Origin of the sequence: Bradyrhizobium sp. CCBAU 45321 (assembly GCF_028128975.1) — a bacterium.
In the GTDB taxonomy this organism is placed as follows: domain Bacteria; phylum Pseudomonadota; class Alphaproteobacteria; order Rhizobiales; family Xanthobacteraceae; genus Bradyrhizobium; species Bradyrhizobium yuanmingense.
In genome coordinates this window covers 90,080-108,942 of record NZ_LFKZ01000126.1, presented here as the reverse complement: position 1 = coordinate 108,942, position 18,863 = coordinate 90,080, and the positions used below count along the sequence as shown (strand labels likewise).

Sequence of the window (18,863 nt, the reverse complement as noted above, 5' to 3'; positions counted from 1 at the left end):
ATGCGAAATCGATTTGCTGCAGAATCTGGTGCAGCAAATCCGGTTGGTTCGATCGCGAAAAACGGACGTTTGCGTTTTCGGCCGCAGCCGGACAAATAGGCTATGCATCCGCGAGACCAGACCATTTTTGCGCTGTCATCCGGGCGGGCGCCCAGCGCGATCGCAGTGGTCCGCGTCTCCGGCTCGCAAGCCGGCGCGGCGCTGACGGCGCTTGCGGGCCGGCTGCCGGCGCCGCGACAGGCGAGCCGTCGGCTGCTCCGGGACGGCGCGGGCCAGCCGATCGACGATGCAGTCGTGCTCTGGTTTCCAGGACCGGCCAGCGCCACCGGCGAGGATGTTGCCGAGTTTCACGTTCATGGCGGCCGGGCGGTGCTGGCGGCGCTCTTCGCTGTGATTTCCGATATCCCGAATACGCGTGCGGCCGACCCCGGCGAGTTCACGCGCCGCGCCTTCGAGAATGGCAAGCTCGACCTGACCGAGGCCGAGGGGCTGGACGACCTCATCCACGCCGACACGGACCGCCAGCGCCGCCAAGCGCTGCGCCAATTGCAGGGCCTGCTCGGCGACCGTGCGCGCGACTGGCGCGAGCGCATCATCGAGGCCTCCGCGCTGATCGAGGCCGGCATCGATTTTTCCGATGAAGGGGACGTGCCGGCGGAGCTGCGGGCACCGGCGGTGAAAGCAATCAGAGCGCTTCACGATGAAATCACGAAAGTCCTTGCGGCACAGGGGCATTCTGAACGGCTTCGCGAGGGCCTCGTCGTTGCCATCGCCGGCGAGCCGAATGTCGGCAAGTCGACGCTGATCAACCAGCTCGCGCGCCGCGAAGTCGCGATCGTCTCGCCGCATGCCGGCACCACGCGCGACGTGATCGAGGTGCAGCTCGATCTCGACGGTTATCCCGTCACGGTCATCGACACCGCCGGTATCCGCGAGACCGACGATCCGGTCGAGCAGGAGGGCGTGCGCCGCGCCCGCGCGCGGGCCGAGGACGCCGACCTGGTGCTGTGGCTGGTGGAGGGCGGGCAAGCCGTTGATCCGGCTACAACGCGCTCGCGCTGGACTTCGGCGGACGGCGCTGCTTCGCGCGGCGGCTCAGTTTGGATCGTGCGCAACAAGATCGATCTCGGCGGGGTCGGAAGAGCCAAGCCGAGCGAGTTTGGGATTTCGGCAAGCCGGGGCGACGGCATGCCTGAGCTGGTCGAGGCGCTGGTGAAATTCGCTTCGGAGTTCTTCGGAACCACCGAGGGCGCCATGGTGACCCGGGCCCGCCAGCGCGAGTTATTGAGCCGGGCCTCAGACAGCTTGCGCCGGAGTCTGGACCTTGTAGAACACGGTGAGGAGCTCGCGGCCGAAGAGCTGCGGACGGCCGCCTATGCCTTGGGCCGGCTCTTGGGCCGGGTAGACGTCGAGGACGTCCTTGGGGCCATCTTCCAGAAGTTCTGCATCGGAAAGTAGCGCTAGTTCTTCATTGTAGAACTAGCGCTTGTTCCATTTCTTCTGTTTCACGTGAAACAGCGCCGGGGCCGCCATGTCGGTCGGCCGTTCCGATCTACAGAGAGAGCGCGAAGGCGATGGCTGTGCTTCGAATCGCGTCATTGCGAGGAGGCCTTGCGAAAAGCAATCCAGACTGTTTCTGCCGCGAAACTCTGGATTGCTTCGCTACGCTCGCAATGAGGGCGTATGATGCGGTTCCCCGCGTTCCACTGGCAGCTCCGGTACCAGGCAAGGGGCACGTGATAGGGCTCGTGTGCTCGGCCCATCTACCGCAGTAAGCCCCCGATCTTGTTTCACGTGAAACACCATATGGCTCAATGCCCCTCCTACCGTGCATGGGGTTGTTTTCGCGAAAGTGCTGCCGCCCTGGGCCGCGCTTGTTTCACGTGAAACACGGCCCACGGAGTTTCCACTTCCGGCTTGCTCGCCGCTAAGCTAGAAGTCCGTCCATGCGAACAGAGCGAGAGAGCTTCGACGTCATCGTCATCGGCGGCGGCCACGCCGGCTGTGAGGCCGCGGCTGCTTCTGCCCGGATGGGTGCAACGACCGCTCTGGTAACGCACCGTTTCTCCACCGTTGGCGCGATGTCCTGCAATCCCGCCATCGGCGGCCTCGGCAAAGGGCATCTGGTCCGCGAGGTCGATGCGCTCGACGGCCTGATGGGCCGTGTGGGCGATGCGGGCGGCATCCAGTTTCGCGTTCTCAATCGTCGGAAAGGTCCTGCCGTCCGCGGTCCGCGGGCCCAGGCCGACCGCAAGCTCTATGCGGCGGCGATGCAGGCCGCGATCCTCCAGACCGAAGGTCTTTCCGTCATCGAGGGCGAAGCCGACGAGCTGGTCGTGGTCGATGGTCGGGTGACCGGGCTTCGCCTGGCCGACGGCCGGGAGCTCCGGGCAGGGGGCATTGTCGTGACCACCGGCACCTTCCTCCGCGGTCTCATCCATCTCGGCGAGAAGAACTGGCCCGCCGGACGTGTCGGCGAGGCGCCTGCGATGGGCCTTTCCAGCTCCTTCGAGCGCGCCGGCTTCACTCTTGGGCGTCTCAAGACCGGGACGCCGCCGCGTCTCGACGGCACCACCATCGACTGGTCCGTAGTCGAGATGCAGCCCGGCGACGAGCCGCCGGAGCCGTTCTCGGTAATGACCGAGCGGATCACGACGCCGCAGATCCAGTGCGGGATTACCCGGACCACGTCCGCGACCCATGAGGTGATCCGGGCCAATGTCCATCGCTCCCCGATGTACTCCGGCCAGATCAAGAGTTCCGGTCCACGCTATTGCCCCTCGATCGAGGACAAGATCGTCCGCTTCGGCGACCGCGACGGTCACCAGATCTTCCTGGAGCCGGAAGGGCTCGACGACACGACCGTCTATCCCAACGGCATCTCGACCTCGCTCCCCGAAGAGGTCCAGCTCGCGATCCTCGCCAGCATTCCCGGCCTGGAGCGGGTGAGGATGGTCCGTCCCGGCTACGCCATCGAATACGACCACATCGATCCCCGCGAGCTCGATCCGACCCTCCAGACCAAGCGTCTGCGCGGTCTCTTCCTGGCCGGGCAGATCAATGGCACCACCGGATATGAGGAGGCCGCCGGGCAGGGCATCGTCGCCGGCCTGAATGCCGCGCTCTCCGCCAGCGGTGCCGCGCTCACCGTGTTCGACCGTGCCGACGGCTATCTCGGTGTGATGATCGACGACCTCGTCACCCGCGGAATCAGCGAGCCCTATCGGATGTTCACCTCGCGGGCCGAGTACCGGCTGACGCTGCGGGCCGACAATGCCGACCAACGTCTGACCGAGAAAGGGATCGCTCTGGGATGTGTCGGCAGCGCCCGGATCAGGCATCATCGCGCCAAGATGGACGCCCTGAACGCTGCCCGGACGTTGTCGAAGTCCCTGACCATCACTCCGAACGAAGCCATCAAGCACGGGCTGTCGCTGAACCGGGACGGCCAACGCCGCTCGGCGTTCGAGCTGATGGCCTATCCGGAGATCGGCTGGAGCCAGGTCCGCGCGATCTGGCCCGAGCTGTCGGCCATCGATCCCGTCATCGCCACCCATCTCGAGATCGACGCCAAGTACGACGTCTACCTGGAGCGACAGAGTGCCGACGTTGAAGCCTTCCGGCGCGACGAGGGCATGGTGCTGGCGGATGTCGATTACCAGCTCGTTCCCGGTCTCTCCAATGAAGTGCGCGCCAAGCTGGAGAAGGCACGACCGTTCACCGTCGGCCAAGCCGGCCGGATCGACGGGATGACGCCGGCGGCGCTCGGCATTCTTGCGGCCTATCTCCGCCGCGAGGCACGGAAGACTTCCAAAGCAATCGCATAAAGCCAATCGCATAGGCGTTTCACGTGAAACAGCGCGGACCGGGCGGAGATCGACCGCCATCGCGACGACCCGGAGCGGGTGAGGGCGCTGGGCGGCGAATTGAATCTGGGTCGGCCAGCCCGAAGATCAGCAAGGCCACAGCCAACGACAAGGCGCTCGATTCCATCATCGCCGCGGACAAGATCGCCGCCCTCAAGCTCGCTCCCGTTTCACGTGAAACCGAGGAGCGGCTTGATCGCTACATCGCGCTACTCCGGGAGTGGCAGGCCAAGACCAATCTCGTCGCGCCATCGACCTTGTCAAACCTCTGGACCCGGCACATCGCTGACTCGCTCCAGCTGCTCGATCTCGCACCGGCTGCAAAACGCTGGGCTGATCTCGGGAGCGGCGGCGGATTTCCCGGCGTCGTGCTCGCCTGCGCCATGGCCGGCAGGCCCGGGGCGAGCGTCCATCTGGTCGAGCGAATCGCCAAGAAGGCCGCCTTTTTGCGCGAAGCGATCCGCGTCACCACATCTCCGGGGGTCGTACATCTCGCTGAGATCGGGGATAATGTGGATAGAATCACCGGCCCCGTCGATTGCGTCACCGCGCGTGCGCTGGCTCCGCTACATCAACTCATCGGCTTTGCGGAGCCGCTGATGCGCCAGGGCGCAAGAGCGTTGTTTCTCAAGGGTCAAGATGTAGAGGCTGAATTGACCGAAGCCGCTAAATATTGGAGTATTCGGCCGCAGCTCCACCAAAGCCGCACGGGCGACGGTTGGATCGTGGAGCTCAATGCCGCCGAACGGCGCAGCTGAGGCGTTGAGGGGTGAGTGGGGGAATTGCGATGAGCGTGATTGACGAACCGCAGCAAGAACAGACGGCCCAAAAGACCGACGAGGTCCCCCACGGCCATCCGCGCATCCTCGCGCTGGCGAATCAAAAGGGCGGAGTGGGGAAAACAACCACAGCGATCAACCTTGGTACGGCGCTCGCGGCGATTGGCGAGCGCGTCCTGATCGTCGATCTCGATCCCCAGGGCAACGCCTCGACCGGCCTCGGCATCGATCGCCGCAACCGCTCCTGCTCGACCTACGACGTGCTGATCGGCGAAGCCGCCTTGCGCGAGGCGGTGGTCTCGACCGCGGTGCCGCGGCTGCACATCGCACCATCGACCATGGATCTCTCTGGCCTCGAGCTCGAGCTCGGCACCACGCCCGGCCGCGCCTTCAAGTTGCGCGACGCGATCGGCGCGCTCAACAACAACGTCTCCCCGGACGCCGACTACACCTACGTGCTGATCGACTGCCCGCCCTCGCTCAACCTGCTCACGGTCAACGCGATGGCGGCCTCGGATGCGATCCTGGTGCCGCTGCAATGCGAGTTCTTCGCGCTCGAAGGTCTGTCGCAATTGTTGCAGACGGTGGAGCAGGTGCGCTCGACACTCAATCCGAACCTGTCGATCCACGGCATCGTGTTGACCATGTTCGACTCGCGCAACAACCTGTCGAACCAGGTCGTCGCCGACGTCCGCCAGTTCATGGGCGAGAAGGTCTACAAGACCATGATCCCGCGCAACGTGCGCATCTCGGAAGCGCCGTCCTACGGCAAGCCGGTGCTGGTCTACGACCTCAAATGCGTCGGCAGCGAAGCTTACTTGCGCCTCGCCACCGAAGTGATCCAGCGCGAGCGCGAGTTGCGCACCACGCATTGACGCTGCCGTAGGGTGGGTTAGCCGAAGGCGTAACCCACCGCGGTCTATCTCCGTGGAAACAGAGGAGGTGGGTTACGCTTCGCTAACCCACCCTACGATTCGAAATTCAGTTCTGGAGTGCTGCACTGTGAATCCAAGGGAGCTGGCGATGGCCGACGAAGCGCGTTCGCGACTGGGCCGGGGTCTTGCAAGTCTGATCGGTGACGTCGGCGGCGAGGCTCAGCATGTCGATCGTCCGCGCGCGCAGCGCAAGGTGCCGATCGAATTCATCAAGGCCAATCCGCGCAACCCGCGCCGCACCTTTTCGGACACCGAGCTGAAGGAGCTCTCGGAGTCCATCAAGCAGCATGGCGTGATCCAGCCGATCGTGGTGCGTCCGGTGAAGGGCGCGCAGGACCGCTTCGAGATCATTGCCGGCGAACGACGCTGGCGCGCCTCGCAGATGGCCGGCCTGCACGAGGTGCCGATCGTCCCGGTCGACATCAGCGACAGCGATGCGCTGGAGTTCGCGATCGTCGAGAACGTGCAGCGCGAGGACCTCAACCCGATGGAAGAGGCGCAGGGCTATCATGCGCTCGCCAACGAGTTCAAACGCAGCCAGGAGGACATCGCCAAGGTAGTCGGCAAGAGCCGCAGTCACGTCGCCAACATGATGCGGCTGACCAAGCTGCCGGCGGAAGTGCAGGCCTTCATCGCGACCGGCGAGCTGACGGCTGGCCACGCCCGCGCGCTGATCGGCGTGCCCGATCCACTCGCCGCCGCCAAGCGCATCGTCGAGGAAGGTCTCAACGTCCGCCAGGCCGAGGCGCTTGCGCATGAAGAGGGCGTGCCGGAGCGCAAGCCGCAGAAGGCGCGCGCCAGCGGGGGCAAGGAGAAGGACCCCGACACGATCGATTTGGAGAAGCGCGTCAGCGACGCGCTCGGCCTCAAGGTCACCGTCAATCACCGCGATCCCGGCGGCTCCGTGCAGATCAACTACCGCAACCTCGATCAGCTCGACGAGGTGATGAAGCGGCTGGCCAAGGGCGCGCTGTAGACCGAATCCTCGGCGTCGTTCCCGCGTTCGAGAACGACAGGGCGTGCGTGGGTGCGCAACTATTTCCACATCGTCATTGCGAGCGCAGCGAAGCAATCCAGAGTCCCTCTGCGGAGAGATTCTGGATTGCTTCGCTCGGCTCGCAATGACGGGTGGAGAGAGCTGCGCTCGCAATGACGTGGAGAGAGCGGGGACCTAGACTAGCCCCGCCGTTTCGCATTCGCGGCGATCGCCATCAGCGCGCGTTGGGCGATGGCGGCGGCGAGGGTGGACTGCTTGCGCGTGTCGAGGGCGGCGGTCGCCAGCTGCTCGATCACAGCGGCGAGCCGCGCCGGGCTGAAGTTGCGCAGCGCGGTTTCGACCGCCGGCTTTCGCGAGAAATGCAGGCGCGGAAAGCCGCCGTCGAGCACGGCGGAGGCAGGCGTGCCGTCGGCAATCGCCAGCGCGGATTTGTGCAGCCACGCGGCCTGGCGTTGCGCGGCCGAGATGATCACGCCGGGATAGGTCCCGGCGATCATCGCCTTTGCAAACTCGGTCTCGACGATGTCGGGCCGACCGGCAAAGGCGCCGTCGACGATCGGATCGAGCTTCAGCTCCGAGGCATCGGCGACCACGGCCATGACGTCGTCCAGCGTGACCTCGCCCTTGCCGTGGGCGTAGAGCGTCAGCTTGCGCAGCTCGTTACGCGAGGCCTGACGGTCGCCGCCGAGGAACGACATCAGCGCCGCGCGGGCGTCCGGCGCGATGCGCAAATTCGCGATCCGCAGCTCGTCGTCCATCAGCTTGGCAAGATCGCGCTCGGTGTCGGGATAACAGCCGATCGCCACGGCGGTCTTGGCTTTCTCGCAGGCCTTGCGCAGCGGCGATTCCGGGCGGAGCTCGCCGGCCTCGATCACGATGCGGCAATCCCTCACGTTCATCTCGGTCAGGGTTTCGATGCCGGAGGCAAAGCTGCGCGAGCCGGCGCGAACGCGGATGGCGCGTCGGCCGCCGAACAGCGGCACCGTCATGGCTTCGTCGACGAGGCGCGAAGGCTCGGCGGAGAGCTCGTCGCCGTCGAGCTTGACCAGCGAGAACGGATCGTTGGGATCGTCGACGCCGGACGCGATCAGCGCGTCGGCGCGCTCGCGCACGAGGCCGGCATCGGGACCGTAGAGCAGGATGATCGGACGGCCCGCATCGGGGCGGGCAAGGAAGGCGTCGATCTCTTTTCCGCGCAGTGCGACCATATTGTCCGATACTCGTCATTCCGCAATGCCTCGTCAGAGGCGAACCCGGAATGACGGAAGGGTACTACGTCCCCGCGGTGAAGTACGAGGCGAGCCGGGTGGTGATGTTCTCGGCGATCTCGTTGGCGGCGCGATCCTCGGCATCGCGCACCGCGCGGGTGCGCGAGAAGCGCTGATAGGACCCCGGCATGTCATAGGACACGCGCGAGAAGGTCGAGCCGGTCATCACCGACCGGCCGGTCGCGACCTCGACCAGATTGTACTGGGCGTCGATGCCAAGATTTTCGCTGGTCGGCAGTCCCGTCGCGGAGCTGACGATCAGGGAGGAGCGGTTGGTGGTGAAGCGGATATCGAGCCGGTGGGTCGGCGGCATGCCCGTCGCGGTGCCGTAAAGCTTGAAGGCCAGCGCATTGCGGATTTCGACGCCGACGCGGGCCTCGCGGGAGGCATTGGGCTTGTTGATCGGGGGCAGCTCGACCCCCATCAGCTTCTCGCGCAGGCCCGGGGTGCCGTCGCTGCGCTCCGCATACATCGGCTGGAAGCAGCCGGCCGTCAGCGCCGCCAGTGCGGCGACTGCCAGCAAGCGGGCTGCGATACGGGTCCTAGCCGACAACATTCACGATCCTCTTGGGGACGATGATCACCTTGCGGACGGGCTTGCCGTCCAGGGCCAGCTTTACCGCATCGAGGGCCAAAACGGCAGCCTCGATTTCCGGATTTTGGGCCGCTGTTGCAACTGTGACCTCACCTCGCTTCTTGCCGTTGACCTGCACCACCAGGGTCACGCTGTCTTCAACCAGCAAATCGCGTTCGATTTGCGGCCAATCGGCCTCCGAAACCAGCCCCTTTCGGCCAAGACCATTCTCAAAAAGCACCTGCCAGCACTCCTCGGCGAGGTGCGGCATCATCGGCGAGAACAGCTGGACCAGGATCTGGCTGGCCTCCTGGATCGCCCAAGCCAAATCTGGAGCGAGATCCGGGGCAGGTTGGCCGGGGCGCTGGAGCACCTCCGAGAAGGCATTGGTGAATTCGCGGATATGGGCCAGGCAAACGTTGAAGTGCAGCCGCTCGATGCCGGCGGTGACCTTGTCCAGCGCGCCGTGGGCGGCCTTGCGCAACGCCGTGGCGTCCGGGCCGAAGCTGGCCGGCCGGGCCGCCGGCGCAGCCTTGCCGAGGGTGGCGGCATCGTTCACCAGCCGCCACAACCGCTGCACGAAGCGCGAGGCACCCTGGACGCGCTCGTCGCTCCAGATCACGTCGCGGTCGGGCGGGGAGTCCGACAGCATGAACCAGCGGGCCACGTCGGCGCCATAGGTCTCGATGATGTCGTCGGGGTCGACTGTGTTCTTCTTCGACTTGGACATCTTCTCGATCGGGCCGATCGCGATGTCTTCGCCCGTCGTCAGCAGCGTGGCGCGGCGTCCGTTGCCGCCGACCTCGACCTTCACCTCGGCCGGCTGCACATAGCTGCCGTCGGCCTTCTGGTAGGTCTCGTGCACCACCATGCCTTGCGTGAACATGCCGGCGAACGGCTCGTCCAGCGCGATATGCCCAGTCGCTTTCATCGCGCGGGTGAAGAAGCGGCTGTAGAGCAGATGCAGGATCGCGTGCTCGACGCCGCCGATATATTGGTCGACCGGCAGCATCCCGTTGGCGACTGCAGGCGTAGTCGGCGAAGCCTCGTTCCAGGGATCGGTGAAGCGCGCAAAGTACCAGGACGAGTCCACGAACGTGTCCATGGTGTCAGTTTCGCGTTGAGCCTTGCCGCCGCATTGCGGGCAGGTGACGTGCTTCCAGGTCGGATGATGATCGAGCGCGTTGCCCGGCTTGTCGAAGGTCGCATCGTCCGGCAGCTTCACGGGCAGATCGGCATCCGGCACCGGCACCACGTCGCATTTCGGACAGTGAATGACGGGGATCGGGCAGCCCCAATAGCGCTGGCGCGAAATGCCCCAGTCGCGCAGACGGAAATTCACCTGGCGCTCGCCGACCGGCGCATTGCCGCGCAGCTCCGTCTCGAGCCGCTTCGCCACCTCTTCCTTCGCCTGCTCGATGGTCATGCCGTCGAGGAAGCGCGAATTGATCATGCGGCCGTCGCCGTCATAGGCGGTATCAGTGATGACGAAGCTCTTCGGGTCCTGGCCTTCCGGGCATACGACGGGCGTGTTGCCGAGAGCGTACTTGTTGACGAAGTCGAGGTCGCGCTGATCGTGCGCCGGGCAGCCGAAGATGGCGCCGGTGCCGTATTCCATCAGCACGAAATTGGCGACATAGACCGGCAGCTTCCAGGTGGGATCGAACGGATGCACCGCGCGGATGCCGGTGTCGAAACCCTGCTTCTCCGCGGTGTCGATGATCTCCTGCGCGGTGCCGATTTTCTTGATCTCTGCGATGAACTCCGCAAGCTCAGGGTTCTTTGCGGCGGCGGCCTGCGCCAGCGGATGATCCGCCGAGATCGCCATGAACTTGGCGCCGAACAGCGTGTCCGGGCGCGTCGTGAAAATCTTCAGCTCGCTCTCGCCGGCCGGCGTTGTCGCCGCATCCAGCGCGAAGCGGATCAACAGGCCTTCCGAACGACCGATCCAGTTGCGCTGCATCAGCCGCACCTTGTCGGGCCAGCGGTCCAGCCCGTCGAGCGCCGACAGTAGCTCCTGCGAGTACTTCGTGATCTTGAAGACCCACTGGTTCATCTCGCGCTGCTCGACGACGGCGCCCGAACGCCAGCCGCGGCCGTCGATCACCTGCTCGTTGGCGAGCACGGTCATGTCGACGGGGTCCCAGTTCACCTTGCGCTTCTCGCGCTCGGCAAGCCCTGCGCGCAGAAAGTCCAGAAACATCTTCTGCTGGTGCTTGTAGTAGGAGGGGTCGCAGGTCGCGATCTCCCTGGACCAGTCCAGCGACAGCCCGATCGAGCGGAGCTGCTTCTTCATCGCGGCGATGTTGTCGTAGGTCCAGGCCTTCGGCGCGACCTTGCGCTCGATCGCGGCGTTCTCGGCCGGCAGGCCGAAGGCGTCCCAGCCCATCGGATGCAGCACGTTGAACCCCTTGGCGCGCATGAAGCGGGCCAGCACGTCGCCGAGCGTGTAATTCCGGACATGGCCGATATGGATGCGCCCGGACGGGTAGGGGAACATCTCGAGCACGTAATATTTTGGCCGCGGATCGTCGTTCTTGGAGACGAAGATCGCCTGCTCGTCCCAGAGGCGTTGCCAACGCGGTTCGGCGTCGCGGGCGTTATAGCGTTCGGAGGTCATGGAATCGTTGGGTTTTCGTGGTTCGGCCGTCTCAAGACGGCGGACTAGGCCATAGAAGCCCTTAAGGGGTCAATGGGTTGCCGCGTTTTGGGAACCGACCCCCTCCGCATAACTACGAGGGTCCGTGTTGGGGTGTGATTAAGGCGTCGATGCCAAGTTGCGATCCGACAAGGTCGCATTACCGCACATGGATTCCAGCTTCGACGATCCCGATTACGACTATGCCGCGTCCGTCGCAGGGCGGGCGATGCGGAGCATGGCCGAACAGCGGATTGCACCGACCCCTGCCAACTTTGCCGTCTGGTTCCAGTATTTCGCGGGCAGCCATGACGATCTGCGCAACGCGATCGATCTCCTGATCGACCACAATCGTCCCTTCGACCCCCAAACCAATCAGGATCTGTTCGAGACCTACATCGCGCCCCAGGTGAGTGCCGTCGTGGTCGACACGTCCGAGCGGCTGCAGGCGCTGATGGGGACGGCGAAGGAGTTTCTGGCGATGGCGATCGCCGACAATCATTCGCAGATGCAGGTCATCAGCCAGGTGGCCGACCAGGGCAAGGCCGGCGTCGATCCAAAGCTGCTGGTTGCCCAGCTCATGAACGAGCTGGCGCGGGCGGCCACGCGGGCGACGCGGCTGGAGGCAGGCTTTGCGGAAAAGACCCGCGAGCTCGACGTGATTCGCGATTCGCTGTCGCGGTCCGAGCAGCGCGCCCGGACCGACACGCTGACCGGGCTGGCGAACCGGCGGGCCCTCGACGAATTCCTGCGCAAGGCGCAGACGACCGCGGAATGGGGCGAGCCGCTCAGCGTGCTGATGCTCGACATCGACCACTTCAAGTCCTTCAACGACAATTTCGGCCACGGTGTCGGCGATCAGGTGCTGCGCCTGATGGCCAAGGTCCTGCGCGAGAAGGTTCGCGCGCAAGATCTGCCGGCCCGCTATGGCGGCGAGGAGCTGATCGCGGTGCTGCCGGACGCCGATCTAGCCGCTTGCGCCGAGATCGCCGAACGGATCAGGCGCGCGATCGCAGATTGCACGATCACGCGTCGTTCGACCGGCGAGACCCTGCCCGGCATCAGCGTGTCCATCGGCGTGGCGCAATACCGGACCGGCGAGGCGATCACGGATCTGATCGAACGCTGCGACCGCGCGCTCTATCTCGCCAAGGGCGGCGGCCGCAATCGTGTGGTGACGGAGATCGAGCTCGAGCGGGCCGGGGCTGCGGGGTAGCGGTCGACCGCGATATGCTCCCTCTCTCCGCAAGCGGGGCGAGGTGAAGAACCAGCGCTTTAGGCGCTCGCCACCATCATCATCTCGGCCGTGCCGGTCGCGATCGCCTGCACGCCGTGCTCGACGACATTGTTGCGGCCACGATGCTTGGCAGCGTAGAGCGCGGCGTCGGCGGCTTCGATCAGGTCGCCGGGACGCAAGGATTCGCTCGGCTTGGTCGCGGCGACGCCGATCGAGACCGTGACGATCATGTGGTTCGAGGTGATGTGAGGCAGGCAGAGCCTCAGCACGGCCGAACGCACCTGCTCGCCGATCGCGACGGCGCGCGTCACGTCGGTGTTCGGCAGCAGCAGGCAGAACTCCTCGCCGCCGTAGCGGGCCGCGAAGCCCATCGTGTCGGCGGCGATGCCGGACAGCGATTCGCCGAGCCGCGTCAGGCAGGAATCGCCTTCGAGATGGCCGTAGGTGTCGTTGAAGAGCTTGAAATGGTCGACGTCGATCATCAGAAGCGCCAGCTCGCTGCCATATTGCTGCGCGCGCATCCATTCGAAATCCAGCCGGCTCTGGAAGCCGCGGCGGTTGGCGAGACCGGACAGCATGTCGATCGACGCCATCACCGTCAGGCGGTCGTTGCTTGCGATCAGCTCGCGCTCGCGCTGGCTCAGCTGCGCGGCCATCGCGTTGAACGCGCGGGCCAGCGGCACGAACTCGGCGGGCAGGCGATTGCGCGCGGCGCGCGCCGACAGGTCTCCCTCGCCGAGCCGCTTGGCCATGTCGGCGAGCATCTCGATCGGCTTGATCACGAGCTTTTCGGCGGCGATCAGCGCGCCGAGCAGGACGAACATGAGCACGAAGGCGAGCTGCAGATAGGCGGTGCGGATGTCGCGGCTGACCGCTGCGGACACCTTGTCTTCGTCGATGCTGGCGATCAGGCGGGCATTGGTGCCGGCGATGCGGATATAGCTGACCGCGCGGCGGGAGCCGTCGGCGGCGAGAAAGGACAGCGAACCCTCATCCTGATCAGAGCGCAGCGCCTTGTCGGCGATCGCGGACATCAGCGGCATGTTGTCGAGCGGACGGCCGACCGCGCTGTGCTGATCGGCCGGGGCCGCCAGCACGGTGCCCGCGCTGTCGACCAGCACCGCAGTGATGCCGGCGCGACCGCCCAGATTGTTCATGACCTTCGACATCCAGTCGAGATTGACGGTGGCGAGCACGACGGCATCAGCCACGCCGCTGAAGGCGGAGACCGGATAGACCGCCATCACCGTTGGCGACGGTACCGGTCGCGACATGATGAAGTCGCTCAGCACGAAGCGGCCGGTTTCCTGGGCCTGCTGGAAGTACGGTCGGTCACTGAGATCGAGGCCAACATACATGTTGTTGGTGGCGCATTGGATGCGGCCGTCCTGGCCGGCGATCAGAAGCGTGCGGATCCAGGGCAGGCTCGACGGCAGGCTCGCGCGTAGCACGTCGCAGCTCTTGCTGATGCCGCCGGCGGAGGCGCGGATGAAGGCCTCCGATTTCAGAATGGTCTCGACCGACGAGATCACCTGGCGCTGCGCATCGGCGCTGTGCCTCGCCACCGTGGTGAATTCAGCCGCGGCCTGCGCAACTTGCCGCGCGCGCGTGTCTTCGAGGGAACGGATGCGCTCGATCATCAAGGGCGTCACGAGAATCACCGCGAGCAACGCAAGCCGCGCCCGGATACCGAGAACCTGCTTGAGTTTCGCGCGCTTGCGGTTGAGACTGACGCTTGCCATTTTCGCTACCCACCCCGCGGGCTAAGGTAAAGCGAAGGGTTCAAAAACTGTTTCTTGAACTCGGTAAAATTGGACCTAACTCGGGTTCGGGTCACAACCAAGAGACGTCATGACGGAAGCCAACGTCGCGCCGGTAACCGGCGATTCACCAACCGCGCTCGCCGCGGTCGAAGCCGAAATTGCACGCGCCTGCAGGGACGCGCAGCGTGAGCGCGCCTCGGTCACGCTGATCGCCGTATCCAAGACGTTCGCGGCGGATGCAATTACCCCGGTAATCGCCGCCGGACAGCGCGTATTTGGCGAAAACCGGGTGCAGGAGGCCAAAGCCAAGTGGCCGGCGTTAACGTCTGCTCACCCCGATATTGCGCTGCATCTGATCGGGCCGCTGCAATCCAACAAGGCGAAAGAGGCGGTCGCGCTGTTCGACGCCATCCATTCGGTCGACCGTCCGAGCATTTGCCAAGCGTTAGCCAAGGAAATCGAATCCCAGAACAAGCACCCGCAGCTGTTCGTTCAGATCAATACCGGCGAGGAACCGCAGAAGGCCGGAATTGCTCCCGGCGAGGCCGATGCCTTCATTGCGAGCTGCCGCGACACCTACGGGCTGACGATCTCCGGATTGATGTGCATCCCGCCGGTCGACGAGCCGCCCGCCGCACACTTTGCGCTCACCGCCAAGATCGCCGCGCGCAATGGCTTGACGAATCTTTCGATGGGCATGAGCGCCGATTTCGCGACCGCCATCATGCTGGGCGCCACCCATGTGCGCGTCGGCAGCGCGATCTTCGGGCGTCGCTAGCCGTTGGCGAGGATCTGTCGTGTCCCGGACAAGCCGCAACGCCAAAGCGGGACCCAGAGCAATGCCTTCATGTGCCGCGAATGGGCCCCGGCTCTGCAGCGCACCCTTAAGGAGCGCTGCGCTGCGTCCGGGGCACGAGCAGCAAAATGCTGCCCCTCGACCTGGAGCGGGACAGATCGCAATGACGGCGCCTCTCAACCGATGATGATCTTTGTGCGCGGGCCCAGGCGCCGCAGCAATTGCAGCATCGCGGATTTCGTCATGGAGACGCAGCCGGCGGTCGGGCCGAAATTGTCGCGGGCAAGGTGCAGGAACACCGCACTGCCGCGGCCGGCGATGCGGGGCCGGGTGTTGTGGTCGATCTCGATGATGAAGTCGTAGAGATGGTCGGCGCGCTGGAGCCGGTCGCCGCCCTGCCCCTCGCCGAGCCGGATGCTCTGGTTGTAACGGCGGTCCCGCGGATCCTCGCACCAGGCGTCCACGCCGGTGATCACCCGGGCCGGCAGGAACGTCCGGGGACGGCTGTGCCGGTCGCCCCGCCACCATAATTGCCTGGGCCGGAAGCTGCCTCTGGGGGTGCCGCCATCGCCCTCGCGCTTGTTGGCGAGAATGCCGCCTCGCCCCAGCGCAACCGGAATGGTCAGCGCTCCCGCCGTCAGCCAGCCCCGGCGCGGATTGCCGGCAGCAGGCTTAACGCGGATCGCCGAGAGCGGCCCGGGGCCTCGATTCCTGATGTAACCGATTGAAGCTGCTTTATTTTTCATGCGAACGTGCAATGTCGAATTCATTACAGGACATTCATCCAAACGTCCTGCTATCTTGGGTTAGAGTGCTTCCGGCTTGTGAATCGGTAACAGCCCACTACTTCAACACGAACAACAATAACAATAATGACGAACGACCTTAAACTTCCCCTCGCGGCTGGGTGCGGCATGGATGTGCTGCCGAGCCGGACCCCAAAAGGATGACCCCCCATGGCCAATGCCCGCAAGATCCTGATCGTGGATGACGATACCGATCTGCGCGACACGTTGGTGGAGCAATTATCGCTACACGAAGAATTCGAAGCCTCTGCGGTCGATACCGGCGCCAAGGGCGCCAGCGCCGCGAAGGCCAATTCCCCCGATCTGGTCCTGATGGATGTCGGCCTGCCCGACACCGACGGCCGCGAGGTTGTCCGCTCGCTGCGAAAGGGCGGCTTCAAGGCCCCGATCATCATGCTGACGGGGCACGACACCGATTCCGATACGATCCTGGGCCTGGAATCCGGCGCCAACGACTATGTGGCAAAGCCCTTCCGTTTCGCCGTGCTGCTGGCGCGCATCCGCGCCCAGCTCCGTCAGCATGAAGCCAGCGAGGACGCGGTGTTCTCGGTCGGACCCTACTCCTTCCGCCCCGGCTCGAAGATGCTGACCGCGGCCAATGCCCGCAAGGTCCGCCTCACCGAGAAGGAAACCGCGATTCTCCGCTTCCTCTACCGGGCCGGCCAGATGCCGGTGTCGCGCGAGACCCTGCTCCAGGAGGTCTGGGGCTACAATTCCGGCGTCACCACACACACGCTGGAAACCCACATCTACCGCCTCCGCCAGAAGATCGAGAAGGACGCCGCCAACCCGGAGATCCTGGTAACGGAAGCCGGTGGCTACAAGCTGGTGCCGTGATACGCTTCGATGGCGTGCGAATCGTTTTAGATCGCACGCCTTCGAGCCTCGGACCTGAATGTCAATCGACGATGATGTAGCGCTTCTCGAGCGTGTCCCGACACTGCGCCTGTTGGGAGACGCCTCGTTGCGCATGCTGGCGATCGGCTCCGAGCAGCGTGACTTCGTCCGCGGCGACGTCCTGTTCAATCTCGGGGACGACGCCGACGCCGGCTTCGTGGTCCAGCGCGGCGCCTTCCGGGTCGAGGACGGCGCGGGCGCCGAAATGATCGCCGGCCCTGGCGCGCTGATCGGCGAGCTCGCGCTGGTGGTGCCGATGAAGCGGCCGTCGAGTGCGATGGCGCTGGAGCATTCCTCCGTCATCCGCGTCGCACGCAGCCTGTTCCAGCGCGTGCTCGAAAGCGATCCCGCTGCGGCGGTGCGCCTGCGCGACGAATTCGCGGTCCGCTCCAGCCAGATCGCCAGCGATATTTTGATGGCCGGTGCGAAGCTGACGAGCTGAGCCCTCGTCATTCCGGGGCGCGACGAAGTCGCGAACCCGGAATCCATTGAGCGGCAGAGTCAGTTGATGAATGGATTCCGGGCTCGCGCCAAGTGGCGCGCCCCGGAATGACCCACCGCGGCTCACACCTCCAGCGTCACCGTGACGGGCACGTGGTCCGACGGCCGCTCCCAGCTGCGCGCATCGCGCAGAATCTTGAAATCGCTGACTGCATCCTTCAGCGCGCGCGAGACCCAGATGTGGTCGAGCCGGCGGCCGCGATCGCCGACGGTCCAGTCGGCGGAGCGGTAGCTCCACCACGTATAGACCTTCTCCGACATCGGAATGCGATCGCGCGCGACGTCGACCCATTCGCCGGCTTCGAGCGCCGCCTTCAGCTTCTCGGTTTCGATCGGCGTGTGCGAGACCACTTTCAGCAGCTGCTTGTGCGACCACACGTCGTTCTCGTGCGGGGCGACGTTGAGATCGCCGACCAGGATGTGGCGATCCTCGTCACGCGGATGCAGCGGCTCGCAGGCCGTCATCTCGTCGAGGAAGCGGAGCTTGTGGTCGAATTTCTCGTTCAGTGCGGGATCGGGAATGTCGCCGCCCGCGGGTACGTAGAAATTATGCAGCACCAGCGGTTTTGCGATGCCCGCTTTTTCACCGAACGACACCGAGATGTGGCGCGAATCCACCTTGTCGCAGAAGGTGCGGATGTCCTTCGATTCGAACGGGATCTTCGAGACGATGGCGACCCCGTGATAGCCCTTCTGCCCGTTCAGTGCGACGTGCTCGTAGCCGAGCCGCTTGAAGCGCTTAAGCGGAAAGGCATCGTCGATGCACTTGGTCTCCTGCAGACACAGCACCTCCGGCCGCGCGCTCTTGAGAAACTTCGCGACCAGGTCGATGCGCAGCCGCACCGAATTAATGTTCCAGGTTGTCAGGGAAAGACGCATGGGAAATGCGTCTTAGCATGGATTGACGCGGGGAAAATGCTTGTCCACAGCGAGCTCTCGTAGGGTGGGCAAAGCGAAGCGTGCCCACCGTGATGGCCGTGAGGAGAGGTGGTGGGCACGGCGCAAGAGCGCCTTTGCCCACCCTACGGCAGCGGAGCGCTCAACCCCGCGATGGCGTGTTGTAATTGGTGAAATCGATCTTGAACATGTTGGGGTCGAGCTTCTTGCTCGAGTCCAGATTGTACACCGCGATCGTCGTGTCGTAGCCCTGCGGATCGGTGACGGTCCACTGCTTGAGCTGGCCGTCCTTGGCGCCGAACATCAGCAGCAGGCGGCTGGTGCCGACCAGGGCCTGCTTCTCCTCGATGGTGACGCTGACGAAGACGTCGTCGGCCGAGACGCCAACGACATTGGTGTCCTTCATCAGGTCGATGCGGTCGGACAGGAGAAAGCGCAGCGGCGTCTGCGACAGCGGGTAGACGTCCTGAGTCGCGAGCTTGCGGTCGCGCACAACGAGCGAGGAGCCGTCGGCGACGATGTCGATCGGGCTCGGCGCGTCATATTCGAAGCGTACCTTGCCGGGTTTCTGGATGTAGAAATCGCCCTGCGTCTTGCTGCCGTCGGGACCGACCTGGACGAAATTCCCGACCAACGTCTGCAGCGACGACAGATAGGCACTGACCTTGGCCGCCTGCGCTTTCTGGTTGGCGTCGAAGGTCTGGAAGATGCTGCTCGGAACGTTGCGCCGCGGATCCGGGATCACCGGATTGGGCGGCGCCTGCGTCGCGCCGGTGACGGCCGGTCCGCCGGCGGATGCGCCGCCGTCACGCCCCTTCGGCGCGGGTTTCGGCACCGGCACGGTCTGAGCGAACGACGCAGCGGTCACTATCGCGGCGGTGACGAGAAGCACGCCGGCCACGCGCGCGC

General features: G+C 64.9%; 16 protein-coding genes. 9 read left to right on the top strand and 7 right to left on the bottom strand.

Annotated elements, in window-relative coordinates; all coding sequences use genetic code 11:
• Window positions 1-102 precede the first annotated feature (102 nt).
• The 5 genes from mnmE to ACM43_RS23860 all read left to right on the top strand — a co-directional run bounded on the left by mnmE (window position 103) and on the right by ACM43_RS23860 (window position 6,556).
• The gene (mnmE, locus tag ACM43_RS23880; protein ID WP_271543232.1) at window positions 103-1,458 is read left to right on the top strand and encodes a tRNA uridine-5-carboxymethylaminomethyl(34) synthesis GTPase MnmE; all 1,356 of its coding nucleotides are present in this window, start codon (window positions 103-105) and stop codon (window positions 1,456-1,458) included.
• Between the two features lie 488 nt (window positions 1,459-1,946).
• A complete protein-coding gene (mnmG, locus tag ACM43_RS23875; protein WP_271543230.1) occupies window positions 1,947-3,827 on the top strand; it encodes a tRNA uridine-5-carboxymethylaminomethyl(34) synthesis enzyme MnmG in 1,881 nt (626 codons plus the stop codon).
• Window positions 3,828-3,850: 23 nt separating this feature from the next.
• Complete coding sequence (gene rsmG, locus ACM43_RS23870; protein WP_404544981.1) at window positions 3,851-4,624, top strand: 16S rRNA (guanine(527)-N(7))-methyltransferase RsmG; 774 nt, start codon at window positions 3,851-3,853, stop codon at window positions 4,622-4,624.
• Window positions 4,625-4,653: 29 nt separating this feature from the next.
• A complete protein-coding gene (locus tag ACM43_RS23865; protein WP_025033064.1) occupies window positions 4,654-5,520 on the top strand; it encodes a ParA family protein in 867 nt (288 codons plus the stop codon).
• Window positions 5,521-5,668: 148 nt separating this feature from the next.
• The gene (locus tag ACM43_RS23860; RefSeq protein ID WP_036024286.1) at window positions 5,669-6,556 is read left to right on the top strand and encodes a ParB/RepB/Spo0J family partition protein; all 888 of its coding nucleotides are present in this window, start codon (window positions 5,669-5,671) and stop codon (window positions 6,554-6,556) included.
• Between the two features lie 200 nt (window positions 6,557-6,756).
• Here the strand turns inward: ACM43_RS23860 and holA are convergent, their stop codons facing one another.
• The 3 genes from holA to leuS form a co-directional block, all read right to left on the bottom strand.
• Window positions 6,757-7,785, bottom strand: a complete 1,029-nt coding sequence (gene holA / locus ACM43_RS23855; RefSeq protein WP_271543225.1) for a DNA polymerase III subunit delta — start codon at window positions 7,783-7,785, stop codon at window positions 6,757-6,759.
• Window positions 7,786-7,849: 64 nt separating this feature from the next.
• Window positions 7,850-8,401, bottom strand: a complete 552-nt coding sequence (lptE, locus tag ACM43_RS23850; RefSeq protein WP_157285155.1) for an LPS assembly lipoprotein LptE — start codon at window positions 8,399-8,401, stop codon at window positions 7,850-7,852.
• Window positions 8,388-11,039 carry a leucine--tRNA ligase gene (leuS, locus tag ACM43_RS23845; protein ID WP_271543222.1) on the bottom strand — a complete coding sequence of 884 codons (2,652 nt, stop codon included), beginning with the start codon at window positions 11,037-11,039 and terminating at the stop codon, window positions 8,388-8,390. The genes lptE and leuS overlap by 14 nt, the downstream gene beginning before the upstream one ends.
• A gap of 187 nt (window positions 11,040-11,226) precedes the next feature.
• Here leuS and ACM43_RS23840 point away from each other — a divergent pair, with 187 nt between their 5' ends.
• Window positions 11,227-12,273, top strand: a complete 1,047-nt coding sequence (locus ACM43_RS23840; RefSeq protein WP_271543219.1) for a GGDEF domain-containing protein — start codon at window positions 11,227-11,229, stop codon at window positions 12,271-12,273.
• Window positions 12,274-12,332: 59 nt separating this feature from the next.
• Here the strand turns inward: ACM43_RS23840 and ACM43_RS23835 are convergent, their stop codons facing one another.
• The gene (locus ACM43_RS23835) at window positions 12,333-14,036 is read right to left on the bottom strand and encodes a sensor domain-containing diguanylate cyclase (RefSeq protein WP_036003074.1); all 1,704 of its coding nucleotides are present in this window, start codon (window positions 14,034-14,036) and stop codon (window positions 12,333-12,335) included.
• A 109-nt stretch (window positions 14,037-14,145) separates the two neighbouring features.
• Between ACM43_RS23835 and ACM43_RS23830 the strand changes: the two genes are divergently transcribed.
• Entirely contained in the window at window positions 14,146-14,835 is a 690-nt protein-coding gene (locus ACM43_RS23830; RefSeq protein WP_271543216.1) for a YggS family pyridoxal phosphate-dependent enzyme, read from the top strand.
• A gap of 194 nt (window positions 14,836-15,029) precedes the next feature.
• Here ACM43_RS23830 and ACM43_RS23825 read toward each other — a convergent pair whose 3' ends face one another.
• Entirely contained in the window at window positions 15,030-15,599 is a 570-nt protein-coding gene (locus ACM43_RS23825) for a L,D-transpeptidase family protein (protein WP_271543214.1), read from the bottom strand.
• A gap of 210 nt (window positions 15,600-15,809) precedes the next feature.
• On the opposite strand from ACM43_RS23825, the gene ACM43_RS23820 reads away from it, so the two are divergent.
• Together ACM43_RS23820 and ACM43_RS23815 are read left to right on the top strand one after the other, a co-directional pair.
• Entirely contained in the window at window positions 15,810-16,496 is a 687-nt protein-coding gene (locus ACM43_RS23820; protein WP_008142830.1) for a response regulator transcription factor, read from the top strand.
• 58 nt (window positions 16,497-16,554) lie between these two features.
• A complete protein-coding gene (locus tag ACM43_RS23815; RefSeq protein WP_271543212.1) occupies window positions 16,555-16,998 on the top strand; it encodes a cyclic nucleotide-binding domain-containing protein in 444 nt (147 codons plus the stop codon).
• Window positions 16,999-17,120: 122 nt separating this feature from the next.
• On the opposite strand, the gene xth is transcribed toward ACM43_RS23815, so the two are convergent.
• Complete coding sequence (gene xth / locus ACM43_RS23810; RefSeq protein WP_157285151.1) at window positions 17,121-17,936, bottom strand: exodeoxyribonuclease III; 816 nt, start codon at window positions 17,934-17,936, stop codon at window positions 17,121-17,123.
• 160 nt (window positions 17,937-18,096) lie between these two features.
• On the bottom strand, window positions 18,097-18,855 hold the full coding sequence (locus ACM43_RS23805) for an outer membrane lipoprotein carrier protein LolA (protein WP_271543686.1): 759 nt from the start codon (window positions 18,853-18,855) through the stop codon (window positions 18,097-18,099).
• Between the last annotated feature and the right edge of the window lie 8 nt (window positions 18,856-18,863).

Coding starts and splice junctions, on each gene's coding strand:
- mnmE (WP_271543232.1), top strand. CDS start 103: ATGCATCCGCGAGACCAGACCATTTTTGCGCTGTCATCCGGGCGGGCG.
- mnmG (WP_271543230.1), top strand. CDS start 1,947: ATGCGAACAGAGCGAGAGAGCTTCGACGTCATCGTCATCGGCGGCGGC.
- ACM43_RS23865 (WP_025033064.1), top strand. CDS start 4,654: ATGAGCGTGATTGACGAACCGCAGCAAGAACAGACGGCCCAAAAGACC.
- ACM43_RS23860 (WP_036024286.1), top strand. CDS start 5,669: ATGGCCGACGAAGCGCGTTCGCGACTGGGCCGGGGTCTTGCAAGTCTG.
- holA (WP_271543225.1), bottom strand. CDS start 7,785: ATGGTCGCACTGCGCGGAAAAGAGATCGACGCCTTCCTTGCCCGCCCC.
- lptE (WP_157285155.1), bottom strand. CDS start 8,401: ATGTTGTCGGCTAGGACCCGTATCGCAGCCCGCTTGCTGGCAGTCGCC.
- leuS (WP_271543222.1), bottom strand. CDS start 11,039: ATGACCTCCGAACGCTATAACGCCCGCGACGCCGAACCGCGTTGGCAA.
- ACM43_RS23840 (WP_271543219.1), top strand. CDS start 11,227: ATGGATTCCAGCTTCGACGATCCCGATTACGACTATGCCGCGTCCGTC.
- ACM43_RS23835 (WP_036003074.1), bottom strand. CDS start 14,036: ATGGCAAGCGTCAGTCTCAACCGCAAGCGCGCGAAACTCAAGCAGGTT.
- ACM43_RS23830 (WP_271543216.1), top strand. CDS start 14,146: ATGACGGAAGCCAACGTCGCGCCGGTAACCGGCGATTCACCAACCGCG.
- ACM43_RS23825 (WP_271543214.1), bottom strand. CDS start 15,599: ATGAAAAATAAAGCAGCTTCAATCGGTTACATCAGGAATCGAGGCCCC.
- ACM43_RS23820 (WP_008142830.1), top strand. CDS start 15,810: ATGGCCAATGCCCGCAAGATCCTGATCGTGGATGACGATACCGATCTG.
- ACM43_RS23815 (WP_271543212.1), top strand. CDS start 16,555: ATGTCAATCGACGATGATGTAGCGCTTCTCGAGCGTGTCCCGACACTG.
- xth (WP_157285151.1), bottom strand. CDS start 17,936: ATGCGTCTTTCCCTGACAACCTGGAACATTAATTCGGTGCGGCTGCGC.